The following is a 23,593-nucleotide window of genomic DNA, read 5'->3' on the forward strand; positions in this document are numbered from 1 at the left end:
GTAAAGATTTTTTGAAAAATCTTTGGAATTTATACTTTTTGCTAAATTCGTCCATTCTGAAGTTTTTTCCGTATTCCCCCCAATCAAGAAAACGGGGATGACTCTTTACACTTTGAAAGTGTAAAGAGTCATCCCCGTTTATTGTGAATTAACACAACAAGGTTCTCCGAAAATCTTAAGCCTTTGGCTTTTAGATTTTCGTGAGGTTCTTATTATTATATAATAGCAAAGCAAAGTTCTCAGTTTAAAATTTTTTCCATCCATATATGCGGGCAGTCTTCTTCGTACTCAATTTCTCCGTACTCTGAAAAACCAAGTTTTTTATAAAAATCTTTTGCGTGAAGTTGAGAATGTAAAATAATCTTTTCTCCGTTTTTTTCTTTAGCATAATCTATAGCACTCTCAACTAAAATTGTTCCTATTTTAAAATTACGATAATTTTTTAAAACTGCCAGTCTTCCTAAAATATAATCTTTGGGATTATCTAAGGTAAATAATCTCAAAGTACCGACAGGAACGCCTTTATAGAAATACACAAAGTGTGTTGCACTATTATCAATCTCATCATATTCTTCTAAAAATCCCTGCTCTTTTATAAATACTTCTTCCCTTATGTTTCTTGCCTCGTCAGGAATAACTTTATATACTTTTATTTTACAATCACTCATTCTTTGCGAAAAAACGCATCCGCAAAAATTTTGCCTGTATAAATCATACTGCTCGGATAATTCACAGGAGCGTTTATATCCGTTTTCCTTTTTAAAATCTGACACAAGATATTTTATATTGTACTTTTCTTCAAGTAATAAGCCTATTTCATTTAAAGTATTTGAATTTTTGTGAGGACTTATCGAAAGAGTTGTTGTAACATAATCAAAATTATTTTCTTTTGCGTAAGAGAAAGTCTTATCAAGGCGAAGATAAAAACAATCTTTACATCGCCCTGCACCCTCAGGGTACAGTTCTTTACCCCTTGCAATATCGAAAAATTCGTTGTTGTCATACTTTGGAGCAATTATTTTTATATTTTTTAAATTCATAAGTTCAAGAAGTTTTTTTAATTCTTCCAGCCTGAAATTATATTCCCTCTCAGGACTGATGTTGGGATTATAGAAAAATAATGTTATATTAAATATATCCTTTAATTTTTCTAAAACCGCACTCGAACAAGGAGCACAGCAAACATGAAGAAGCAAAGACGGTTTCTCTTTGCTTCCCCTTATCTTTTCTATTTCTTCTTTGTATAGTTTATAATAATTCTTATTCATCTTAATAAACACTATTCCTAATTTTTGTCGGCGTACGCCTGAATAGTAAGAATATCTTTACAGGTTTTTAGTACTTCTTTTGTAGAGTTGATACTTTCTTCTCCTTTAATATCCTTTAAAAATTCTTCTAACCCTGTAGTTTCATATCCTTCTTTTTCATAAGGAACAAAACCGTTTGTACCCTCCAAGGCAACCTGTAACAAAGCACCGTCAGAACTGTCTATTCCAACATCTTTTGAGCCGCCTTTTAATTTATATTCAATTACACCTTTTGTGCCCCAGATTGTAATTCTCCAGTAAGTTTCCAAATTAAAACCACAACTTGCAGGAGCAGCATAGGAAACATCGCCTATAAATCCTGCACCGTTATCAAGTTCTATCATAAACTGTCCACAATCTTTAAAAGATTTAACCTCTTTTGCAAAATGATTCCAGGTACGCGCACAAGTAACTTTTTTAAGTCCAAGTCCGGTAACAAAACGGATAAGGTCAATTCCATGAATTGCAATATCGTTTATAGTTCCGCCATGCTTACCTTCTTCAAAATACCACATAGGTCTTACACCATACTGAAGCGGATGCTGTGCAGTCATATTAACAGCACCGATTTCCCCTAAATCTCCGTTTAATATAAGTTCACGGATTGTTTTCATACCTTTTTGAAAACGCATTGTAAAGTAGCAACCTACTTTCAGGTTGTTTTTTGATGCTAAACTTTCAATTTCTGCAAGTTCTGTAAGGCTTGTGCAAATAGGCTTATCACCATATACGTGCTTTCCTGCCTTAAGAGCCTCAATTGCCTCTTGTCCACGTTCTCCGTAAGATCCACCAAGGCAGATTGCATCAACATTTTTATCGTTTAAAACGTCTTCAAATGTTTCGTAATTAAAAGAAAGCCCTAACCCGTCTGCAAGTGCTTTCCCTTCCTCTGTATCTTCCCATGCTCCAAGAACGTTTATGTCAGGATTTGCCATTGCCTCATGATATATTTCCCCTGTGTGTCTGTGTTTGTAACCCACAAATACCAAATTCATTGTTTTTCTCCTTTAAAATAGATTTACTCATTTAAATATATTATACATATTTATATTTATCTTTTCAATATCTTTTGTGATTTTTTTGCTATATACTCTCACCTTGTTCGACTGCGATATGATATAAATTCCATCGGGAATTTATCTCGCTGAATTTAATCGTAACACAATTAAATTCTATACATTTCGGTAGAAAGATACCTGTCGCCTGTATCGGGAAGAAGAACAACTATATTTTTACCCTTGTTTTCTTCTCTTTTTGCAAGTGTAATCCCTGCATAAAGTGCTGCTCCTGACGAAATTCCAACTAAAATGCCTTCTTTTTCCCCTGACATTCTTCCTGCCATATACGCTTGGTCTTCCGTTACTGTTATTATTTCGTCATAGATTTCAGTGTTTAAAACTTCAGGCACAAATCCTGCACCAATTCCCTGAATACCGTGAGCACCTGATACCCCTTTTGATAAAACGGGAGAATTATATGGCTCAACTGCAACTATTTTTATATTACTGTTTTTAGATTTTAAATACTCGCCTACACCTGTTATAGTACCGCCTGTGCCAACTCCCGCAACAAATATATCAACCTTACCGTCCATATCTTCATATATTTCAGGACCTGTGGTTTCAAAATGCGCCTTAGCATTTACTTTATTATTGAACTGGTCGGGAATAAAACTTAAAGGAATAGTTTTTTTAAGTTCCTCTGCTTTTTTTATAGCGCCTGCCATACCTTCTTTCCCATCAGTTAAAACGAGTTCGGCACCAAATGCCTTTAAAATTTTACGCCTTTCTTCTGACATTGTTTCAGGCATAACAATTATAGTTTTATACCCTCTTTGAGAAGCAACCAAGGAAAGTCCAATCCCAGTGTTTCCGCTTGTAGGCTCAATTATAACCGAGCCTTCTTTTATAAGTCCCTTTTCTTCGGCATCAACAATCATTGCTTTTGCAACCCTGTCTTTAACTGAGCCTCCCGGATTAAAAAACTCAACTTTGGCATAAAGATTTGCTTTAAGGTTCTCTTCCTTTTCTATTTTTCCTAAATTTACAATCGGTGTTTTACCGATTAGTAAATCTATTGATTTATATATGTTCATTTTAACACTTCCTTTTATACTTATTATACACTTTTAAATACAATAATACAATAAAAAGATGTACTGTTCTGATTTTTGGAAGTAAGTACTTCATCTTTCACTATTCATTTAAAAATCCTGTCGAACTTAATGAATAATGAATAATTCAAAACAAAAATCCTATCTTTCGACAGGATTTTTGTTTTGAAAGAAACGAATGGTTTAGATGCCTGTATGAAAGCAATTTTTTCTTACTTTCGTCCTGTGATTATTCCATATACTACACCCATAATTGCATATGGTATCAGTAAAAGCAGACATACAATTGAACTAATCGGCGGAAGAAAAATACTTACAAAAAACAACAACCCCATAACAACTGTTTCATAACCTATAAATCGGTTTATTTTTCTTGCCTTTTCAGTATTGATATCATAATTTTTAATGTAATCAAACTTTGGCATATAGTTGCCCATTACAAGAAAAAGAACTCCGACAATAAATGAAACCACTTTTCGTATATCCAAATTCCAACCAAGTCCGTATCCTAAGGTTATAATCTGCAATACAACGGTCAAAGCAGGCACAATCCATTTGGTTACTGTTACAAACTTTTTTCTGTCTCCATATTTATGCGAATTTATGTCATTTATCAAACAACAAAACGCTTGCAATACTACCATCAGTATAGGAAGTCCAAAAACAACAAATCCCTTTGATGCAAAATTATCCGGGGTTCCGTAAATATTAAAGTGAATTGCCATTGTATCCGGCAATTTGGCCCATAGCGAAACTCCAAGCAGTATCGGTAACAGACAAACAATACTTGTAATTATAAATGTTTTCCATTTAAAGATTTTCATTTCATATTACCTCCTAACATGTAAATCCAACGTATTACATCTTCAAAAACAGATGTGTTCAGTTCATAGTATATAAAATTTTTGTGTTTTTGCTCAGAAATCAGATCTGCTTTTTTTAATTTTGTTAAGTGATAGGAAACAGTTGCACCCGTCAAATTAAAATGCCCCCCGATTTCCCCTGCTGATTTTTTCCCTTCCTTAAGCATGGACAATATATCGCGTCGGACTGGATCAGATATAGCTTTTAATGTTTCGTTCATCCCCATTATCATCACACCCCCAAAAAAGTATTTAGAAATATTTCTAAATAGACTATACCATAAAACATATTTAATGTCAATATCTATTTAGAATTTTTTCTAAATTGCATTTTAATATAAAGTATTGGCTTAAAAAAAGACACTTGTAAAAGTGTCTTTCTTGTTGGAAGAACGATATAATTTTACTGTCAAGTATATTTTAGCTAAATTTCGCAACAAGTTGCAAAACTAAATTATTGCTTTGCATTAGCTAAATAACTCCTTTGGAGTAACTAAATTAAATTTGCTTTTAGCTGACCGTAGGTCAATTTAGCTACGAAGTAATTTAGCGTACTTTAGAACATTTAGCTCGCGTCAGCGAATTTAGCTGAAAAAGAGGGATTCCTGCTTCGCAGCCGTTCGTAACATCAATTCAAACTTCACGCGGACAAGCCACCCTCGTTTTCATTGTGTTACAGCACAACCCTTGCGCGCTCCCTTCATCGTCCATTAAGGACGCGGTCGCTGCTCGGTTCCCTCGTCCTCGGGTTCGAATCCCATTTCTATAGACAACAAAAAAGACACTTTTACAAGTGCCTTTTTTGTTGGCGGAGAGAGAGGGATTCGAACCCTCGGAACTGTTTCCAGTTCACACACTTTCCAGGCGTGCGCCTTAGACCAACTCAGCCATCTCTCCATATTCTTTTTTTAAATCTTGTTGCCGTAAGTCAACATATCGGGAATTCATAAGAATTCACATCGATATTACTTCCCGATATGGACAATCCACACCATAATATATTATCACAATTTATCTTCAAAATCAAGATAAACTTTTTTATAAAAGTTAAAATCAATCTTTTTATCCGGATAAAAGAGATTACCTCTCTTTTATCCGGTAAAAAAATGATATCATTTTTCTTTAAGATTTTTTCTTTTAAGAAATTATTTACCCTGAAGGTTAAATTTCTTTCTGAATTTGTCAACTCTTCCGCCTGTATCAACTAATTTTTGTTTACCGGTGAAGAATGGATGACATTTTGCACATATTTCTACGTGAACATCTTCTTTTGTAGAGCCAGTTTCATAAACTGCTCCGCATGCACAGATGATTTTTGTATCCTTATATTCAGGATGAATTCCTTGTTTCATTTAATTCACCTCATTTTACAAAGTCTTTCTATTATTCAATGTTAACTTACTTTTAAAAATTAGTCAACAAGTGCTAAAATAGCCATTTCTGCACCGTCACCTTTTCTTGGAGCGGTTTTAAGAATTCTGGTGTATCCACCATTTCTTTCTGCATATTTTGGTGCTATTTCATTAAACAACTTAGTAACAACATCTTCTTTTGTTATGAATGAAAGTGCTTGTCTTCTTGTGTGTAATGTGTTTTTCTTACCTAATGTAATCATTTTTTCAGCTAAGCATCTAACTTCTTTTGCTCTTGTTACAGTAGTAGAAATTTTACCGTTTTCAAGTAAACAAGTTACAAGATTTCTAAGCATTGCCATTCTGTGGTCAGTTGTACGACCTAATTTTCTTGTGCCCGGCATTTTAACATACCTCCTTTTTTTACTCTTCTTCGCTTGCTAAGTGAAGACCTAACGCTTCAAGTTTATGGATAACTTCTTCTAAAGATTTTCTTCCAAGATTTCTTACTTTCATCATATCATCAATAGTCTTTTTAATAAGATCATCAACAGTATTGATGCCTGCTCTTTTTAAGCAGTTGTAAGAACGAACAGAAAAATCAAGTTCTTCGATAGTCATTTCTAAAACTTTTTCTTTCTTATTTTCTTTTGTTTCCACCATAATATCAGCGTTCTTCGCTTCTTCAGAAAGATCAACAAATAAATCTAAATGCTCTTTCATTATTTTTGCTGACCAGCTGATTGCTTCATCAGGCATAATAACACCGTTGGTCCAAACTTCGATAATAAGTTTATCGTGGTCTGTTTCATTACCAACACGAGTATTTTCAATTGTGCAATTAACCTTTCTGACAGGTGTGTAAATAGAGTCAACAGGAATAATACCAATTGGCATATTTGCTACTTTGTTCTTTTCAGCAGTAACATAACCTCTTCCTCTATTAAAATTGATTTCCATGTATAATTTAGCATCTTCATTTAATGTTGCAATGTGCAAATCAGGATTTAAAATCTCAACATCTGCATCATGTTTTAAGTCCCCTGCAGTGATTTCACAAGGACCTGCAACATCAACAAAACATACTTTTGGAGTTTCCGAATGTAGTTTTGCCGCAATGCTTTTGATATTTAAGATAATTTCAGTAACATCTTCAGTAACACCCGGAATTGTTGAAAATTCGTGGCTTACACCGTCAATTTTAACGCTTGTAGCAGCCGCACCGGGAAGTGAAGAAAGAAGAATTCTTCTTAAAGAGTTACCTAAGGTTGTACCATAGCCTCTTTCTAAAGGCGAAATGATAAATCTTGCATATCTTTTATCTTCGCTTATTTCAGCAATCTCAACTTTTGGTCTTTCCATTTCTATCATGCTTGTTACCCTCCTCTTTTTGACCTTTCGGTCTTTTCTAATAATATAAAGTCTCTAACTATATATACCCCGAGGGTTAATTATTATTTAGAATAGAACTCAACGATTAAGTGTTCTTTAATATCTAAATCAATTTCGCTTCTTTCAGAAAGTCTTGTAACAGTTGCAGTTAAAGCATCTCTGTTAACATCTAACCACTGAGGAACTAATTTTCCGTCTGTTGTTTCCAAAACTGCTTTCATTTTAGCACTGTCTTTAGATTTATCTGTAATAGCAATTACATCACCTGGTTTAACAAGGTATGAAGGAATGTTAACCTTTTTACCGTTAATTGTGAAGTGACCGTGTCTTGCAAGTTGACGAGCTTCTGCTCTTGATGTAGCAAAACCTGCTCTGTAAACAACAGAGTCAAAACGGCTTTCCAAAATCTGTAGGAAATTTTCACCGGTGATACCGTCTTTTTTAGCAACAGCCATTTCGAAGTATTTTTCGAACTGACCTTCTAAAATACCGTATGTTTTTCTAACTTTTTGTTTTTCTCTTAACTGCATTCCGTATTCAGACATTTTCTTTCTGCTCTGACCGTGCTGACCAGGTGCATAAGAACGCTTATTGAATGCACATTTTTCAGAATAACATTTTGTACCTTTTAAGAAAAGTTTCTGACCTTCTCTTCTGCATATTCTACATACTGCGCCAGTATATCTTGCCATATCTTCTACACCTCCTGTTATACTCTTCTTCTCTTAGGTGGTCTGCAACCGTTGTGAGGAATAGGGCTTACGTCTTTAATTAGAGTAACCTCTAAACCTGCAGTCTGAAGCGCTCTGATAGCAGCTTCTCTTCCTGAACCAGGACCTTTAACGAATACTTCAACAGTTTTCAAACCGTGTTCCATTGCTGCTTTAGCTGCAGTTTCTGCTGCCATCTGCGCTGCAAATGGAGTATTTTTTCTTGAACCTCTGAAACCAAGTCCACCGGCACTTGCCCATGACAAAGCGTTTCCGGCAACATCAGTAATTGTAACAATTGTATTGTTAAACGAAGAACTGATATGAGCAGCACCGCGTTCTATATTCTTACGCTCTTTTCTTCTTCGAGTAGTTTTTCTTGCTGTTTTAGCCAAGATCTATCCCTCCCTCTTATTTCTTCTTGTTAGCGATTGTTCTCTTAGGACCTTTTCTTGTTCTTGCATTGTTTTTAGAATTCTGACCTCTGCAAGGAAGTCCTTTCTTATGTCTTGAACCTCTGTAACATCCGATTTCCATCAAACGTTTGATGTCAAGCGCTATATCTCTTCTTAAATCACCTTCAACGGTATATCCTTCCAAAGCAGTTCTTAATTTAGAAACGTCTTCGTCAGTTAAATCTTTAACTCTTGTGTCAGGGTTGATACCTGTATCTTTTAAGATTTTGTTTGAAGTTGTTCTACCAATACCGAAAATATATGTTAAACCAATTTCAACACGTTTTTCTCTTGGTAAGTCAACGCCGGCTATTCTTGCCATACTGATATTACACCTCCTGTAATGTGTATCAATAATGTTTTTTATAAATTAAGATTTTAAACAAGTTTACAATATAAATTGTACAGCCGCACCTTTTAAAATCTTTTATTAACCTTGTCTTTGTTTGTGCTTCTGATTTTCGCAAATAACCATTACTTTGCCTTTTCTTTTGATTATTTTACATTTTTCGCACATTGGTTTTACTGATGGTCTTACTTTCATAGTTTATACCTCATTTCTATATAATACTATTTTGCTCTCCAAGTAATTCTGCCTTTTGTCAAATCGTATGGAGACACTTCAACTGTTACTTTATCTCCCGGTAAAATCTTAATGTAGTTCATTCTAAGTTTACCTGAAATATGTGATAAAATTTTGTGGCCGTTTTCAAGTTCTACCATAAACATTGCATTTGGCAGAGCATCTATAACTGTGCCTTCCAGTTCCAAAACATCATCTTTTGCCATAATAAACCCTCCTTATTCCTCGTATAAAATCTTAAGATGAATTAAACCTTCTCTTATAGATTTTTTTATATCGGAATTACTGATTTCGTTACCTCGTTCTAATTTTTCTTTTATTAAATTAAGTGAATAATTAAGATTTTCCAAATGTTTAATCTTCTTTTTCTTGGGAGTTGATACTTTTCTTCTTCTGCCGTCACATATATATAAATAGTTATTATCTATTATGGATATAACAGCAAAATACTTATCCTTATCCCGCCCTGCTGTAACTTTCACTAAAGATGCAGGAGCAATATTCACCGTCATCACCTCAATTAAGCTTTGGTTAAAATCTCCGGTTCACCTTCTGTAATCAGAATTGTGTTTTCATAATGAGCAGATAACTTGCCGTCACATGTTTTTACAGTCCAATTATTATCTTCAGTATATACATTGTATTTACCGCAGTTTATCATTGGTTCGATAGCAAGTGTCATTCCCGGAATAAGTCTTGTACCTCTTCCTGCTTTCCCGAAATTAGGAACAGAAGGATCTTCGTGAAGTGCTTTTCCTATCCCGTGACCTACTAAATCCCTTACAACTGAGTAGCCGAAACTCTCAACGTAAGTTTCAATAGCATTTGAAATATCGCCGATACGGTTGCCCGCTCTTGCCATTTTTATTCCTTCATAAAAACTTTGCCTTGTAACATTAACAAGTTTTCTTGCTTCTTCTGATACATTTCCAACAAAAAATGTTTTAGCACAATCGCCATGGAAACCATTTAAGTAAGCACCGATGTCGATGCTCACTATATCCCCGTCCAAGATAACTCTCTTACCGGGAATTCCATGAACGACTTCGTCATTTACGGAACTGCATATTGATGCCGGAAAGCCATTGTAATTAAGGAAAGAGGGAATTGCTTTATGTTCCTTTAAGAATTCAAAAGCAATTTTATCAAGTTCACCGGTTGTTATCCCGGGTTTTATATGCTCACCAACAAAGTTTAATGCCATCTTGGTGAGTCTGCAAGATTCCCTCATTAACTCAATGTCTTTTTTGTTCTTAACGTATATCATATTATACTCCTAAGGCTTCAAATACTGCTTTAGTTGTATCTTCAACTTTACCAAGACCTTTTACACTTACTAAGATACCCTTATCTTCGTAATATGCTTTTAAAGGTTCGGTTACTTCATGAAATACATTAAGTCTGTTAATTATTACTTCTTTTTTATCATCAGGTCTTATTGAAAGTTCTTCGCCGCAAACATCACATATACCCTCAACTTTAGGAGGATTGCTTGTTACATGGAATATTGCGTGGCATTTTGAACATTCTCTTCTTCCTGATAATCTGTCAATAATTATTTCATCTGAAAGGTCAATGTTTAAAACCTTGTCAATCTCATAACCAAGTTTTGAAAGTCCGTCAGCCTGGTTGATGGTTCTTGGGAAACCGTCTAAAATAAATCCGTTAGCGCAATCAGGTTCTTTTAATCTTTCTTTTATCAGTTCTAAAACTATTTCATCCGAAACAAGATTTCCTGATTTTATAATATCGTTAACTTTAAGTCCGATTTCACTGCCCTTTTCAATTTCAGAACGGATAGCCGCACCTGTTGAAATTGTAGGAATATTTAACTTTTCAGAAATTATCTTAGCCTGAGTGCCTTTACCTGCACCCGGAGCACCTAACATAATAAGTTTCATAAAATCACTCTTTCTTAAAAACCAATTATTCTAAGAATCCTTTATAGTGACGCATTAACATCTGGGATTCTAACTGTTTAACTGTTTCAAGAGCAACACCAACAACGATTAGTATACTTGTTCCGCCGAATGCAACCCCTGCTCCGATAACTGATGTTAAGAACATAGGAAGCACTGCGATAAGTGCTAAGAAGATAGCGCCTACTAATGTGATTTTAGTTAAAATTGATTTAATAAAATCTGATGTTGGTCTTCCCGGTCTGATACCAGGAACAAAACCACCGTTTTGTTTCATATTGTTAGCCATTTCAATTGGATTATATTGCATTTCAGTATAGAAATATGTGAAGAATATAATCAGTAAGAAATAGATTATTCCATATACTAAAGAGCCTTGGGACATAATTCTTAAGAAACCGCCCCAGAATCCGCTTGACTGAGCAGTTACGCCAAGTAACTGACAGATTGTGGCAGGGAATGAAATAATGGAAACGGCAAAGATGATTGGCATAACGCCTGCCATAGCAACTTTAATTGGAATATGAGTGCTCTGACCGCCGTACATTTTTCTTCCTACAACTCTTTTTGCATACTGAACAGGAATTCTTCTTTCAGCATTGTTCATAAGAACAACGATACCTACAACTAAAATCGCAAATAATACGATTAAAACAGTAGTGAATATATTAAGTTTTCCAGCCTGATTTAATCCTATTAAAGAATTGATAAGGGCCGGTCCGCTTGAAACGATACCTGAGAAAATGATAAGTGAAATACCATTTCCGATACCTTTTTCGTTAATTTGTTCTCCAAGCCACATAAGGAATGCGGTACCTGCTGTAAATGTAAAGACAACAACAAGGTAAGAGAAAACACTCTTTGTTGTGATAGCGCCCTGAAGACCGAAGTATAATCCGGTTGCCTGCAGAAGTGCTAAAACAACTGTTAAATATCTGGTCCACTGAGCAATGAATTTTCTGCCCTCTTCCCCTTCTTTAACTTTTCTTTCTAAAGCAGGGATTGCAACTGATAAAAGCTGCATAATAATGGACGAGTTAATATAAGGGGTAATGCTCATCGCAAAGATTGTAGCATTTTCAAATGCTCCCCCTGAAATGATGTTGTACATACTAAATAGAGTATCTCCGCCTGATAACATTTCTTTAAGTGCAGCAGCACTTACGAATGGAACAGGGATGGAAGAACCTAATCTGAATATAACGATAAGCATAAGGGTATACAACAGTTTTTTCCTTAAATCAGGAATTTTCCAAGCATTAGCAAACACTTTGAACATGTTATATCACCTCAACTTTTCCGCCCTTGGCAGTAATTTTTTCTTCAGCAGATTTTGAGAAACGGCAAGCCTTAACTGTTAAGGTTTTTGTTAATTCTCCTCTGCCAAGAACAACGATACCATCATTGATTTTAGAAATAACACCAACTTCTTTTAAAAGTTCTGCAGTAACAACTGTATCATTGTCAAATCTTTCAAGTTCAGAAACGTTAATTTCAGTATATTGTTTTGCAAATATATTTATGAAGCCTCTTTTTGGTAGTCTTCTGTATAAAGGCATCTGACCGCCTTCAAAACCAGGTCTTACTCCGCCGCCTGAACGGGCTTTCTGACCTTTGTGACCTCTGCCTGCTGTTTTACCGTTACCGGTAGCATGACCTCTACCTTTTCTCTTAGGTTCTTTAGTTGAACCTTCTGCAGGAGATAATTCGAATAACTTCATTTGTTACACCTCCTCAAAAATTTATTCAGTAACATCTAACAAATAAGATATTTTATCAATCATACCTCTGATTTGAGGTGTGTCGTTTAATTCAACACAATCTCTGATCTTCTTAAGACCAAGGGCCTTTACTGTGGCGATATGATCTTTTTTTCTTCCAATAGTACTTTTAACTAATGTGATTTTTAATGTTTTATTAGCCACAATTATCCCTCCTATCCTAATATTTCTTCAACGGTTTTACCTCTTAATTTAGCAACATCTTCTGCTTTCTTAAGGCTGGCAAGTCCGTTAATTGTTGCGTTAACAACATTTCTTGGATTATTTGAGTTTAAGCATTTTGTTCTGATATCTCTGATACCTGCTAACTCGATAACCGCTCTCACTGCGCCGCCGGCGATAACACCGGTACCTTCAGGTGCTGCTTTTAGAAGCACACTACCTGCTCCGAATTTACCGATAACATCGTGAGGAATTGATGTGCCAAGCAAAGAAACAGTAACCATATTCTTTTTAGCATCTTCGATACCTTTTCTGATTGCATCAGGAATTTCAGCCGCTTTGCCCATTCCGCAACCAACATGGCCGTTTTCGTCGCCGACAACAACCAATGCGCTAAATCTGAATGTTCTACCACCCTTAACAACTTTAGCAACACGGTTTAAACTAACAACTCTTTCTTTTATGTCTAATACTGTTGAATCTACTTTATCTAAACTCACTTGGGTTTTACCTCCTTATTAGAATTTAAGACCGCCCTCACGAGCGCCGTCTGCTAATGCAGCAACTCTTCCGTGATATAAATATCCGCCTCTGTCAAATACAACAGATTCAATATTCTTTTCGAGTGCTTTCTTAGCGATTAATTTTCCTACTTCTTTTGCTGCTTCGATATTACCACCGTTTTTAACTTCAATATCCTTTGAAAGTGATGAAGCAGAAACAAGTGTAACACCATTAGTGTCATCAATAATCTGAGCATATATGTTATTTAGACTTTTAAAAACATTCAGTCTTGGAGTTTCAGCAGTTCCTGAAATCTTTGTTCTGATTGCTTTATGTCTTCTAACTCTTGCAACATTACTGTCTGCTTTTTTTATCATAACTATTTCGCTCCTTTCATAGGCACTCGGTAGTCAAACCCCTTATGCCTTAAACTTGTTATATCTTAAGCTTTTTAATTTGGCGTCCTCGTAAGGCTACAGCCTGACTTCGTCCTTCGCATTAAAAATCTTAGAAATCTTCCTGCGTTTAAGGTCGAAGAGTTTTAAAATAAGAAATTATGTTTCAGATAAAGAAATTTCAAAGATTATACTTTCGTATATCTGCAGGAATTTCTGCAATATGAAGCAAAATTTATATTTTAAAACCATAAGGTGTTTGGCTTCCGAGTGCCTAAGCGTAAGTTTACTTATTATTTACCGCCTGTTTTACCTTCTTTTCTCTTAATAACTTCATCAACATACTTAATACCTTTGCCTTTATAAGGTTCAGGAGGTCTTTTTTCTCTGATGTTCGCTGCGAACTGACCTACTTTTTGTTTGTCGATACCGCTTATTATCAGTTTGTTTGGGTTAGGAACATCAATGGTAATACCATCAATTTCTGAAACTTCAACCTGGTGTGAATAACCAAGATTTAAAACAAGAGTATTACCCTGTTTTGCTGCTCTGTAACCAACACCGTTGATTTCAAGTTCCTTTGTGAAGCCCTGAGTAACACCGATAACCATGTTATTAAGTAATGATCTGGTTAAACCGTGAAGTGCTCTTACTTCCTTAATGTCATTTGGTCTTGTTATAGTTATAACATTGTCGTTTAATTCAATTTTAATTTGATTTGAAAATGTCTGTTCTAGAGTTCCTTTAGGACCTTTAACGGTAACAGTGTTATCGTTAGCAATTTTAACTTCTACACCTGCTGGAAGCTCTATAGGCATTTTTCCTATTCTTGACATAATCGTCTACCTCCTCTTTTAATTACCAGATGTATGCTAAAACTTCGCCACCAACATTTTCTTTTCTGGCTTTTTTATCGGTCATAACACCTTTTGATGTTGAGATAATAGCAATACCTAAGCCTTTAAGAACTTTAGGAAGTTCGTCTTTGCTTGCATAAATTCTAAGACCAGGCTTAGAAATTCTTTTAATACCGCTTATAACTCTCTGTTTGTTTTCAGCGTATTTAAGAGAAACTCTTATAATACCCTGTTTGCCGTCATCAATAATCTGATAGTTCTTTATATAACCTTCTTCAAGTAATATTTCTGCTATTGATTTCTTTAAATTTGACGCTGGAATGTCAACCGAAAGATGTCTTGCTGAGTTAGCATTTCTGATTCTTGTTAACATATCAGCGATTGGATCTGTGATTTGCATTCGTCATGCCTCCTTCCGTTTGAATAAGACTACAGCTTTTTTAAGTTTATCGTCTTATATCTTACCAACTTGCTTTCTTAACACCAGGAATCTGACCTTTGTAAGCCAATTCTCTGAAACAAATTCTGCAAATGCCGAATTTTCTAAGATATGCATGCGGTCTTCCGCAAATTTTACATCTATTATAAAATCTTGTTGAATACTTAGGTGTTCTTTGTTGTTTTAAAATCATCGCTTTTTTAGCCACTATTAAGAACCTCCCTTCAGGTTAGTTTTTAGCAAATGGAGCGCCCATAAGTGTTAGTAACTCTTTTGCTTCTTCATCAGTTTTAGCGGTAGTAACGAAGTTAACGTCCATACCTCTTAATTTTTCAATTTTATCATATTCGATTTCAGGGAAAATAAGTTGTTCTTTAATTCCCATTGAGTAATTACCTCTTCCGTCAAACGAATTAGGGTTAATTCCTCTGAAGTCTCTAACTCTTGGTAGTGCAATGTTAAATAATCTGTCAAGGAATTCATACATTCTCTTGCCTCTTAATGTAACTTTGCATCCAAGTTTCATACCTTCTCTAACCTTAAAGTTTGAAACTGATTTTTTCGCTGTTGTTATAATAGGCTGTTGACCTGTTATAATAGCAAGTTCTGAAACAGCAGCGTCTAAAAGTTTGGAATTATCTTTGGAATCCCCAGCACCGATATTTATTGTGATTTTATCAAGTTTTGGAATTTCCATAACATTTTTATATCCGAACTTTTCTTTAAGTGCTTTCGCAACTTCGTTCTTGTAGTATTCTTCTAATCTTGCCATATCTTTAAATCCTCCTTCCCAAACTTTTAGTTATCAATTACTTCATTACATTTTTTACAGTATCTTACTTTAGTACCGTCTGAAAGTATTTTCTTACCTACTCTTGCAGGTTTTCCGCATTTGTCACAAACGTACATAACTTTTGAAGCATAGATTGGAGATTCCTGTTTAACGATACCGCCAACATCTCCCTGTTTTCTTGCTTTAGTATGTTTTGTAGCAATATTGATACCTTCAACTATAACTTTACCTGTTTTTGGCATTACAACAAGAACTTTACCTTTCTTGTTCTTATCCTTACCGGATACTACCATAACAGTTTCACCTTTTTTAACGTGAATTTTTTTAATCATCTTATTTTACCCCCCTTACAGTACTTCAGGTGCAAGAGATAAAATCTTCATATATTCTTTATCACGTAGTTCTCTTGCAACAGGGCCAAAAATACGGGTTCCTCTAGGATTCTTGTCATCCTTAATAATAACTGCCGCATTTTCGTCAAATTTTATATATGAGCCGTCGGGTCTGCCAACGCCTTTTTTAGATCTTACGATAACTGCCTTAACAACTTCGCTTTTTTTCACAACTCCGCCGGGTGTTGCTTTTTTAACAGTAGCAATGATAACATCGCCAACGTTAGCAAATTTTCTTTTGGAACCACCCATAACTCTGATGCAAAGAAGTTCTTTAGCGCCTGTGTTGTCGGCAACTTTCAATCTTGTTTCTTGCTGGATCATAGTTATCCTCCTTTTTAAACTAAGTTAGGATTATTTTGCTTTTTCGATTATAGATACAAGTCTCCATCTCTTATCTTTAGATAATGGTCTTGTTTCCATAACTTTAATTCTGTCTCCTACTTTACATTCATTGTTTTCGTCGTGTGCTTTAAGTTTATATGTTCTTTTAACAACCTTGTTATATAAAGGATGTTTAACGCTATCAACTACAGCAACAACAACGGTTTTGTCCATCTTATCACTTACAACTTTACCTACTCTGGTTTTTCTATAATTTCTTTCGGACATTTTAAACCCTCCTTACTGAATTAATTAGCGTTTTTAATTTCCCTCTCGCGAAGGACTGTTTTAATCTGCGCTATGTTTTTCTTAACTTCCTTTATTCTCATAGGATTGTCAAGTTGGTTTATTTCTAATTGGAATCTTAAATTGAATAATTCTGATTTAAGTTCGGCTAATTTCTGATTTAATTCTATATCAGCCATTTCAACGATTTCATTAAACTTCACTGACTTCACCACCCTCTGATTTTTCACGAGCTATGATTTTACACTTAACAGGTAATTTGTGCATAGCAAGTCTTAATGCTTCTCTTGCAACTTCTTCAGAAACACCTGCGATTTCGAACATTACTCTGCCCGGTTTAACAACAGCCACCCAGTATTCAGGTGAACCTTTACCACTACCCATACGGGTTTCAGCAGGTTTTTCTGTAATAGGTTTGTCAGGGAATATTTTAATCCAAACCTGACCGCCTCTTTTGATATAACGAGTCATAGCAATTCTGGCTGCTTCAATCTGATTTGAAGTAATCCATGAAGGTTCGCAAGCAACTAAACCGAAATCTCCGTATGTTACTTTGTTACCTCTTGTAGCAACACCCTTCATTCTGCCTCTCTGAACTCTACGACGTTTAACTCTTTTTGGCATTAACATATTATTTTCCTCCTTCCGCTTGAGCTTTTGCTCTCTTGTTTTCAGGAAGAACTTCACCTTTATAAATCCAAACTTTTACGCCGATTTTTCCGTATGTTGTATCAGCTTCCCAGAAACCGTAATCGATATCTGCTCTTAAAGTCTGTAGTGGAATAGTTCCTTCATGGTAATGTTCACATCTTGCGATTTCTGCTCCGCCTAAACGTCCTGAAACTGCAGTTTTGATACCTTTAGCACCCATTTTCATTGTTCTTTGCATACATTGTTTCATTGCTCTTCTGAAAGATATTCTCTTTTCAAGTTGTGCCGCAATGTTTTCTGCAACTAACTGAGCGTTCATATCAGGAACTTTGATTTCCATTATGTTTATATGAACATCTTTACCGATAAGTTTTTTAACATCTGCTTTTAACTTTTCAATTTCTGCTCCGCCTTTACCGATAATAATACCAGGCTTAGCAGCATGAAGAGTAATCAATGTTTTTTCCTGTTTCTTTTCAATTTCGATTTTAGCAATACCGGAATTGAATAATTTTTTCTTTAAGAATTTTCTGATTTTATAATCTTCAACCAAACTGTCTCCAAAATCTTTACGGTTCGCATACCATTTTGAATCCCAGTCTTTGATTATTCCGACTCTTATACCATGGGGATTAACTTTTTGTCCCATAATTTCGCCTCCTTATTACTCTTTTTCAGCAACTACAACAGTTATATGGCTTGTTCTTTTATTGATACGGAATGCTCTTCCCTGTGCTCTTGCCATAATTCTTTTAAGGATTGGGCCGGGATTTGCATATATTTCTTTAACATATAATTTGTCAGCAGTCATATTATGATTTGTTTCTGCATTTGCGATAGCAGATTTTAATAATTTTTCAACAATTGGAGATGCAGCTTTAGGAGTAGTCTTTAATATACCAAGGGCAACTCCTACAGGCTTATTTCTGATTAAGTCTATAACTATCTTTACTTTACGTGGAGATATTCTAGCATAACTAAGCTTTGCTCTTGCTTCCATTTGTTTATCCTCCTCTCTTAACCGTTCAATTCAGTTAATCTTCTTACTATTTAGCGCCTGTTTTTGAACCTGCATGGCCTCTGAATGTTCTTGTAGGTGCGAATTCACCTAACTTGTGTCCAACCATATCTTCGGTTACATAAACGGGAACGTGCTTTCTGCCGTCATAAACAGCAATTGTATGTCCAACGAACTCTGGGAAAATTGTAGATGCTCTTGACCATGTCTTAAGCACTCTTTTTTCGCCTGCTGTGTTCATTTCTTCTATTCTTTTATATAGTTTAGCGTCAACGAAAGGTCCTTTTTTCAAAGATCTACCCATTTGACAACCTCCTCTCTTATAAAAACCGAAAAGTTATTATTTAGCGTTTCTAGCTTTAACAATAAACTTGTTACTTTGTTTTTTCTTGCTTCTTGTCTTAAGACCAAGAGCAGGTTTACCCCAAGGAGTAACCGGTGCCGGTCTTCCGATTGGTGATTTACCTTCACCACCACCGTGAGGGTGATCGCATGGATTCATAACAACCCCTCTGACAGTTGGTCTCCAACCAAGATGTCTCTTTCTACCTGCTTTACCGATAGAAACGTTTTCGTGGTCGATGTTACTAACCTGTCCGATAGTTGCCTTACATACTGTAAGTACCATTCTAACTTCGCCTGATGGAAGTCTAACCTGTGCATATTTGCCTTCTTTAGCCATAAGCTGAGCAGAGTTACCTGCGCTTCTAACTAATTGAGCGCCTTTTCCAGGTGCTAATTCAATATTGTGAATTATTGTACCAACAGGAATGTTTTGAATTGGTAATGTGTTACCAGGTTTGATATCTGCTGAAGCAGAAGATATAACAGTATCTCCAACTTTTAGTCCGTTAGGAGCAATGATATAACTCTTAATACCATCTTCATACTCGATAAGAGCGATGAACGCGCTTCTGTTCGGATCGTATTCCAATGTTAAAACTTTTGCAGGAATATCTAACTTATTTCTTTTAAAATCTATAATTCTGTATTTTACTTTGTTTCCGCCGCCTCTGTGTCTTACAGTAATTCTACCGTATGAGTTTCTGCCGGCAGTTTTCTTTAAGTTAACCAACAATGATCTCTCAGGTTTTACCTTTGAAAGTTCAGAAAAATCTGTAACTGTCATAAATCTTCTTGAGGGAGTGGTTGGTTTATAACTTTTTATAGCCATAATTTTTTCATCTCCTTAACAAAAATAAATAGGATTTATGCTACGCCATACTTTCAAAGAATTCAATTGTTTTACTATCTTCTGTAAGAGTAACAATGGCTTTCTTGTAGCTTGGTCTTCTACCGGTATGAACTCCTACTCTCTTCATTTTACCGGTAACGTTAACTGTGTTAACGCTCTTAACTTTAACGCCTTTGAAAACTGTTTCAACAGCATTTTTAATTTCTATTTTGTTAGCATCTTTTGATACTTCGAAAGTATATTTCTTTTCTCCGATACCTGACATACTTTTTTCAGAAATTATTGGTCTTCTGATAATATCGTGTGCATATTTCATTATGCGTACACCTCCTCTAATTTCTTAACAGCATCAAGGGTGATAACAAACTGTTCACAATTTAATACATCGTAAGTGTTAAGTGATGTAGAAAGTGTTGTTTTAACTTCAGGAATGTTGTTTGCTGATTTAACAACAAAATCATTCTTTTCATTTAAAACGATTAATGCTTTCTTATCTACATTTAAGTTAGATAACATCTTAACGATTTCTTTTGTTTTGTATTCTGAAACAGTAATGTTGTCAACAACGATAATGTTATTGTCTGTTACCTTGCTTGAAAGAGCAGATTTTAATGCAACCTGTCTTAATTTCTTATTTAATGAGTATCTGTAACTTCTTGGTTTAGGACCTAAAGCAACTCCTCCGCCTGTCCACTGTGGTGCACGGATAGAACCCTGTCTTGCACGACCTGTACCTTTTTGTTTCCAAGGTTTGATACCGCCGCCTCTAACTTCAGTTCTTGTTTTAGTGCTTTGTGTGCCCTGTCTGGAATTTGCTAAGTGATTAACTACTGCAGCGTGCATAGCATTGGCATTGATTTCAACTCCAAATACTTTTTCGCTTAATTCGATATCTCCAATTACTTTACCTTCCATATTATATAAATCAACTTTAGGCATGGTAATCCTCCTTTCTCAATTAATTATTTATTTCTTAACTGAATCTTTTATAATTAAAATACCGCCTTTAGGGCCTGGAACTGAACCTTTAACTAATAATAAGTTTTTGTCAGCCATAACTTTAACTACATCAAGATTTTGAACTGTAACTTTTACATTACCCATGTGTCCAGGTAACTTCTTACCTTTGAAAACTCTGGATGGTGATGAACAAGCACCCATTGAACCTGAACTTCTGTGGAAACCTGAACCGTGAGTCATAGGACCTCTGTGGTTACCCCATCTTTTGATAACGCCGGCAAAACCTTTACCTTTAGATGTTCCTGTAACATCAATTTTGTCGCCGTCATTAAAGATGTCTGCTTTAACTTCGTCACCGATGTTTAAAGTAGAACAGTCATCAAGTCTGAATTCTCTTAAAAATCTTTTAAAGCCAACGCCTGCTTTGTTAAAGTGACCTTTCTGCGGTTTGTTAACTTTCTTTTCTTTCAGGTCTGAAAAACCTAACTGCACAGCATCGTAGCCGTCATTTTCCACTGTTTTCTTCATAACAACAGGGCAAGGACCAACTTCAACAACTGTAACCGGAATGAATTTTCCGTTTTCATCGAATAATTGGGTCATTCCCAATTTTTTACCGATAATTGCTTTTTGCATTTCTTTTTACCTCCTTGGTTATTGGTTGGATTTTTTCCAACTTGACCTTCGTGCCTTCCATATAATATTTAAAAGGCATCGCTTAAACTTTAAAAATTAAAGTTTGATGTTGATTTCTACACCAGCTGGCAAATCAAGTTTTGTTAAAGCTTCAAGTGTCTTAGGTGTAGGACTTAAAATGTCGATAAGTCTTTTGTGAGTTCTCATTTCGAACTGTTCACGGGAATCTTTATACTTATGAACCGCTCTTAAGATAGTAACAACTTCTTTTTTAGTTGGTAGCGGAATAGGTCCTGAAACCTTCGCTCCGGTTCTCTTAACAGTTTCAACTATCTTCTCAGCTGATTGGTCGATAAGCATATGATCGTACGCTTTAAGTCTGATTCTGATTTTTTCATTTCCTGCCATTTCTGTTATACCTCCCTTAACATAATTAGGTACGACAGCAAAATCCATAAACTCTGCCGGGTGTTTCGCGCCTATCCATTTTAAAACCCGCTTTCGATTTTTCAAGCGGGTAAGCATAGTAGTCGCGCAAAAAAGGCATAAAATGCCTAATCCATGCAAAAGTTTATTCAGTGCTTGCCGCCCGGTTTAAAATCGGACATACTCCGTGGAAAAACCGGCTTTCGCCGCAACCTCCCACATCATCGCATAATATTTTTTACTAAACCATTTTACCTTATATAGCAACCTTTTTCAAGTGTTTTTTATAATTTTTTTAATATTTTTTAAATTTCGTATGATTGCACAATAATTTAAGTATTTTTATAGTTTTATTTGTGCATATTTTACATACAATGTTTCATTCATTAAATAAATATTGAATTGGAATAAAATATATTGTATAATACTTTTTAAGGTAAGACTGAAAACAGTGTAAAAACTGGGCGGTTATGCCACGCTCCGAAAGGAGGTGGTCGCTATGGATAATGAGTACATAATATCTTTTATGATTATTTTATTACTTTTAGTAATTTCCATAAAAAAATAACACGCCCCGTCAAAGCCGTGTTATTTTAAAATAATCTGTCTTTGGCATAACCGTTTGAAGGCTTGCCTTTTCTATAATTATTATATAAGACATATTGCATTTTGTCAACATTTTATTTAGAAGTTTACAAAAAGGGGTTAATATGAAAAAAATTATAATCAATTCAAACGATGCCAACCAGAGAGTTGACAAATTTTTAAGTAAATATATTAAAAACGCTCCTTTATCTTATATATATAAGGCAATAAGGAAAAAGAGGGTTAAGTTAAACGGAAAGAAATGCGAGATATCAACAAGGCTGTCCGAGGGCGATGTACTTGAACTTTACATAAATGACGAGTTTTTTGAAAATGTTGAAAGCGATCAGGACTTTTTAAAGATAAAGCCTGATCTTGACATAGTGTACGAAGATGAAAATATAATGCTTGTAAACAAAAAGCAGGGAGTTTTGGTGCACAGTGACGAAAAGGAATCTTTTAACACACTTATAAACCATATACTTTCCTATTTATATATAAATAAGGAATATGACCCCAAAAAAGAACATTCTTTCCGTCCTTCTTTATGCAATCGCATTGACCGTAACACATCGGGAATAGTTATTGCTGCAAAAAACGCTGAAACATTAAATATAATAAATGAAAAAATTAAAAATAATGAAATTCAGAAATATTATCTGTGTATTGCACTTGGCACTTTTAAAAATAAAAAAGGAATTTTAAAAGACTATCTTTTAAAAGATTCTAAAAACAATACAGTAAGTGTTATAAAAGAATATAAAAAAGGTGCAAAAGAGATAATTACAGAGTATAAAGTATTAAAAGAAAAAAATAATTTATCCTTGGTTGAAGTTCATCTTATAACAGGAAGGACCCACCAGATAAGAGCACATCTTGCAAGTATCGGCCATCCTCTGTTAGGGGATACCAAATATGCAAAACTTTCGGATATGCCGATAAAAAGCAGAAAGCAATATTTATGTTCGTATAAAACTTATTTTAATAAAACCGAAGATGAAAACCTGCTTACTTACTTAGAAGGAAAAACTTATGAAATTAAAAATCCTGTAATTTTAAAAGACTTTGAAATGTTTACGAACAAATAAGTATGAGGGTTGAATACCTCTTTAAATTAGGAATTAGGAGTTAGGAATTAGGAATAAATGTAAAAATTCCTTTCAGAATTTTTGAAATTAACTTAGAAATCTTCGATTTCAAATTATAGGGGAGGAAAGGATTCTCCTTGAGGTTTTGCGTTAAGAAAACATATATGTTTTTAGCAAAATGCAAGATGGCATCAAGCCGTCGGAAGAAGAGCGAAGCGACTCCTTAACTAAGGCTCCGCCATAGGCGGTGGTGAGGTGGAAAACTTACTCCTCCCGAAACATATCAATAAAATAACATCAATAGGTATGGGGAATGACATTAAGAAAGGACAAAATCGCTGTATAGCATGATTTTGTCTTCCACCATTCCTAATTCCTAACTCCTAA

The 23,593-nt window shown here is 35.0% G+C and carries 39 protein-coding genes and 1 tRNA gene; 1 reads left to right on the forward strand and 39 read right to left on the reverse strand.

Going from position 1 to position 23,593, the window contains the following annotated elements:
* Positions 1–239 precede the first annotated feature (239 nt).
* The 39 genes from E7419_03505 to rpsJ form a co-directional block, all read right to left on the reverse strand.
* Positions 240–1,268, reverse strand: coding sequence for a GNAT family N-acetyltransferase (locus E7419_03505; protein ID MBE7014259.1), 1,029 nt, complete (start codon positions 1,266–1,268; stop codon positions 240–242).
* A 17-nt stretch (positions 1,269–1,285) separates the two neighbouring features.
* Entirely contained in the window at positions 1,286–2,302 is a 1,017-nt protein-coding gene (locus E7419_03510) for a Gfo/Idh/MocA family oxidoreductase (protein MBE7014260.1), read from the reverse strand.
* A gap of 170 nt (positions 2,303–2,472) precedes the next feature.
* Positions 2,473–3,402 (reverse strand): cysteine synthase A, encoded by a 930-nt coding sequence (gene cysK / locus E7419_03515; protein MBE7014261.1) that lies wholly within the window; start codon positions 3,400–3,402, stop codon positions 2,473–2,475.
* Between the two features lie 230 nt (positions 3,403–3,632).
* Complete coding sequence (locus E7419_03520) at positions 3,633–4,244, reverse strand: DUF1648 domain-containing protein (GenBank protein MBE7014262.1); 612 nt, start codon at positions 4,242–4,244, stop codon at positions 3,633–3,635.
* The gene (locus tag E7419_03525; protein ID MBE7014263.1) at positions 4,241–4,504 is read right to left on the reverse strand and encodes a winged helix-turn-helix transcriptional regulator; all 264 of its coding nucleotides are present in this window, start codon (positions 4,502–4,504) and stop codon (positions 4,241–4,243) included. The genes E7419_03520 and E7419_03525 overlap by 4 nt, the downstream gene beginning before the upstream one ends.
* A gap of 585 nt (positions 4,505–5,089) precedes the next feature.
* Positions 5,090–5,180: transfer RNA gene (locus tag E7419_03530), tRNA-Ser, on the reverse strand.
* 248 nt (positions 5,181–5,428) lie between these two features.
* On the reverse strand, positions 5,429–5,635 hold the full coding sequence (gene rpmE / locus E7419_03535; GenBank protein MBE7014264.1) for a 50S ribosomal protein L31: 207 nt from the start codon (positions 5,633–5,635) through the stop codon (positions 5,429–5,431).
* Between the two features lie 59 nt (positions 5,636–5,694).
* Entirely contained in the window at positions 5,695–6,039 is a 345-nt protein-coding gene (locus E7419_03540) for a 50S ribosomal protein L17 (protein ID MBE7014265.1), read from the reverse strand.
* Between the two features lie 19 nt (positions 6,040–6,058).
* The gene (locus tag E7419_03545; protein ID MBE7014266.1) at positions 6,059–7,006 is read right to left on the reverse strand and encodes a DNA-directed RNA polymerase subunit alpha; all 948 of its coding nucleotides are present in this window, start codon (positions 7,004–7,006) and stop codon (positions 6,059–6,061) included.
* Positions 7,007–7,089: 83 nt separating this feature from the next.
* Entirely contained in the window at positions 7,090–7,719 is a 630-nt protein-coding gene (rpsD, locus tag E7419_03550; GenBank protein ID MBE7014267.1) for a 30S ribosomal protein S4, read from the reverse strand.
* Between the two features lie 17 nt (positions 7,720–7,736).
* Positions 7,737–8,135 carry a 30S ribosomal protein S11 gene (rpsK, locus tag E7419_03555; protein MBE7014268.1) on the reverse strand — a complete coding sequence of 133 codons (399 nt, stop codon included), beginning with the start codon at positions 8,133–8,135 and terminating at the stop codon, positions 7,737–7,739.
* A 13-nt stretch (positions 8,136–8,148) separates the two neighbouring features.
* Positions 8,149–8,514 carry a 30S ribosomal protein S13 gene (rpsM, locus tag E7419_03560; GenBank protein MBE7014269.1) on the reverse strand — a complete coding sequence of 122 codons (366 nt, stop codon included), beginning with the start codon at positions 8,512–8,514 and terminating at the stop codon, positions 8,149–8,151.
* Between the two features lie 108 nt (positions 8,515–8,622).
* Complete coding sequence (gene rpmJ, locus E7419_03565) at positions 8,623–8,736, reverse strand: 50S ribosomal protein L36 (protein MBE7014270.1); 114 nt, start codon at positions 8,734–8,736, stop codon at positions 8,623–8,625.
* A 26-nt stretch (positions 8,737–8,762) separates the two neighbouring features.
* The gene (infA, locus tag E7419_03570; GenBank protein MBE7014271.1) at positions 8,763–8,981 is read right to left on the reverse strand and encodes a translation initiation factor IF-1; all 219 of its coding nucleotides are present in this window, start codon (positions 8,979–8,981) and stop codon (positions 8,763–8,765) included.
* Between the two features lie 12 nt (positions 8,982–8,993).
* Entirely contained in the window at positions 8,994–9,287 is a 294-nt protein-coding gene (locus E7419_03575; protein ID MBE7014272.1) for an RNA-binding protein, read from the reverse strand.
* Positions 9,288–9,295: 8 nt separating this feature from the next.
* Positions 9,296–10,042 (reverse strand): type I methionyl aminopeptidase, encoded by a 747-nt coding sequence (gene map, locus E7419_03580; protein MBE7014273.1) that lies wholly within the window; start codon positions 10,040–10,042, stop codon positions 9,296–9,298.
* 1 nt (position 10,043) lies between these two features.
* A complete protein-coding gene (locus E7419_03585; protein MBE7014274.1) occupies positions 10,044–10,676 on the reverse strand; it encodes an adenylate kinase in 633 nt (210 codons plus the stop codon).
* 25 nt (positions 10,677–10,701) lie between these two features.
* Positions 10,702–11,973 (reverse strand): preprotein translocase subunit SecY, encoded by a 1,272-nt coding sequence (secY, locus tag E7419_03590; protein ID MBE7014275.1) that lies wholly within the window; start codon positions 11,971–11,973, stop codon positions 10,702–10,704.
* Position 11,974: 1 nt separating this feature from the next.
* Positions 11,975–12,415 carry a 50S ribosomal protein L15 gene (locus E7419_03595; protein ID MBE7014276.1) on the reverse strand — a complete coding sequence of 147 codons (441 nt, stop codon included), beginning with the start codon at positions 12,413–12,415 and terminating at the stop codon, positions 11,975–11,977.
* Between the two features lie 21 nt (positions 12,416–12,436).
* Positions 12,437–12,619: a 50S ribosomal protein L30 gene (gene rpmD, locus E7419_03600; protein ID MBE7014277.1), complete on the reverse strand. Its 183-nt coding sequence runs from the start codon at positions 12,617–12,619 to the stop codon at positions 12,437–12,439.
* An 11-nt stretch (positions 12,620–12,630) separates the two neighbouring features.
* Entirely contained in the window at positions 12,631–13,137 is a 507-nt protein-coding gene (locus tag E7419_03605; GenBank protein MBE7014278.1) for a 30S ribosomal protein S5, read from the reverse strand.
* Between the two features lie 18 nt (positions 13,138–13,155).
* Positions 13,156–13,518, reverse strand: coding sequence for a 50S ribosomal protein L18 (locus E7419_03610; GenBank protein MBE7014279.1), 363 nt, complete (start codon positions 13,516–13,518; stop codon positions 13,156–13,158).
* A gap of 311 nt (positions 13,519–13,829) precedes the next feature.
* Positions 13,830–14,372 carry a 50S ribosomal protein L6 gene (locus E7419_03615; protein ID MBE7014280.1) on the reverse strand — a complete coding sequence of 181 codons (543 nt, stop codon included), beginning with the start codon at positions 14,370–14,372 and terminating at the stop codon, positions 13,830–13,832.
* Between the two features lie 22 nt (positions 14,373–14,394).
* Complete coding sequence (gene rpsH, locus E7419_03620; protein ID MBE7014281.1) at positions 14,395–14,793, reverse strand: 30S ribosomal protein S8; 399 nt, start codon at positions 14,791–14,793, stop codon at positions 14,395–14,397.
* A gap of 61 nt (positions 14,794–14,854) precedes the next feature.
* Positions 14,855–15,040 (reverse strand): type Z 30S ribosomal protein S14, encoded by a 186-nt coding sequence (locus E7419_03625; GenBank protein MBE7014282.1) that lies wholly within the window; start codon positions 15,038–15,040, stop codon positions 14,855–14,857.
* A gap of 21 nt (positions 15,041–15,061) precedes the next feature.
* Positions 15,062–15,604, reverse strand: coding sequence for a 50S ribosomal protein L5 (rplE, locus tag E7419_03630; GenBank protein MBE7014283.1), 543 nt, complete (start codon positions 15,602–15,604; stop codon positions 15,062–15,064).
* Between the two features lie 26 nt (positions 15,605–15,630).
* Entirely contained in the window at positions 15,631–15,945 is a 315-nt protein-coding gene (locus E7419_03635) for a 50S ribosomal protein L24 (GenBank protein MBE7014284.1), read from the reverse strand.
* Positions 15,946–15,972: 27 nt separating this feature from the next.
* Positions 15,973–16,341, reverse strand: a complete 369-nt coding sequence (gene rplN / locus E7419_03640; GenBank protein MBE7014285.1) for a 50S ribosomal protein L14 — start codon at positions 16,339–16,341, stop codon at positions 15,973–15,975.
* Positions 16,342–16,371: 30 nt separating this feature from the next.
* Entirely contained in the window at positions 16,372–16,629 is a 258-nt protein-coding gene (gene rpsQ / locus E7419_03645; GenBank protein MBE7014286.1) for a 30S ribosomal protein S17, read from the reverse strand.
* Positions 16,630–16,649: 20 nt separating this feature from the next.
* Positions 16,650–16,850 carry a 50S ribosomal protein L29 gene (locus E7419_03650; protein MBE7014287.1) on the reverse strand — a complete coding sequence of 67 codons (201 nt, stop codon included), beginning with the start codon at positions 16,848–16,850 and terminating at the stop codon, positions 16,650–16,652.
* Positions 16,840–17,277: a 50S ribosomal protein L16 gene (gene rplP / locus E7419_03655; GenBank protein MBE7014288.1), complete on the reverse strand. Its 438-nt coding sequence runs from the start codon at positions 17,275–17,277 to the stop codon at positions 16,840–16,842. The genes E7419_03650 and rplP overlap by 11 nt, the downstream gene beginning before the upstream one ends.
* Before the next feature lies 1 nt (position 17,278).
* On the reverse strand, positions 17,279–17,947 hold the full coding sequence (rpsC, locus tag E7419_03660; protein ID MBE7014289.1) for a 30S ribosomal protein S3: 669 nt from the start codon (positions 17,945–17,947) through the stop codon (positions 17,279–17,281).
* A gap of 15 nt (positions 17,948–17,962) precedes the next feature.
* A complete protein-coding gene (locus E7419_03665) occupies positions 17,963–18,298 on the reverse strand; it encodes a 50S ribosomal protein L22 (GenBank protein MBE7014290.1) in 336 nt (111 codons plus the stop codon).
* Positions 18,299–18,344: 46 nt separating this feature from the next.
* On the reverse strand, positions 18,345–18,620 hold the full coding sequence (gene rpsS / locus E7419_03670) for a 30S ribosomal protein S19 (protein MBE7014291.1): 276 nt from the start codon (positions 18,618–18,620) through the stop codon (positions 18,345–18,347).
* A gap of 36 nt (positions 18,621–18,656) precedes the next feature.
* Positions 18,657–19,490, reverse strand: a complete 834-nt coding sequence (gene rplB, locus E7419_03675) for a 50S ribosomal protein L2 (GenBank protein MBE7014292.1) — start codon at positions 19,488–19,490, stop codon at positions 18,657–18,659.
* A gap of 40 nt (positions 19,491–19,530) precedes the next feature.
* Positions 19,531–19,827, reverse strand: a complete 297-nt coding sequence (locus E7419_03680; GenBank protein MBE7014293.1) for a 50S ribosomal protein L23 — start codon at positions 19,825–19,827, stop codon at positions 19,531–19,533.
* Positions 19,827–20,450: a 50S ribosomal protein L4 gene (gene rplD, locus E7419_03685; protein ID MBE7014294.1), complete on the reverse strand. Its 624-nt coding sequence runs from the start codon at positions 20,448–20,450 to the stop codon at positions 19,827–19,829. The genes E7419_03680 and rplD overlap by 1 nt, the downstream gene beginning before the upstream one ends.
* A 27-nt stretch (positions 20,451–20,477) precedes the next feature.
* A complete protein-coding gene (locus E7419_03690) occupies positions 20,478–21,107 on the reverse strand; it encodes a 50S ribosomal protein L3 (protein MBE7014295.1) in 630 nt (209 codons plus the stop codon).
* 96 nt (positions 21,108–21,203) lie between these two features.
* Positions 21,204–21,515: a 30S ribosomal protein S10 gene (rpsJ, locus tag E7419_03695; GenBank protein ID MBE7014296.1), complete on the reverse strand. Its 312-nt coding sequence runs from the start codon at positions 21,513–21,515 to the stop codon at positions 21,204–21,206.
* Positions 21,516–22,243: 728 nt separating this feature from the next.
* Between rpsJ and E7419_03700 the strand changes: the two genes are divergently transcribed.
* On the forward strand, positions 22,244–23,206 hold the full coding sequence (locus E7419_03700; GenBank protein MBE7014297.1) for an RluA family pseudouridine synthase: 963 nt from the start codon (positions 22,244–22,246) through the stop codon (positions 23,204–23,206).
* Positions 23,207–23,593 lie beyond the last annotated feature (387 nt).

This window comes from Oscillospiraceae bacterium (assembly GCA_015068525.1).
Taxonomy (GTDB): Bacteria; Bacillota; Clostridia; order UMGS1840; family HGM11507; genus SIG450.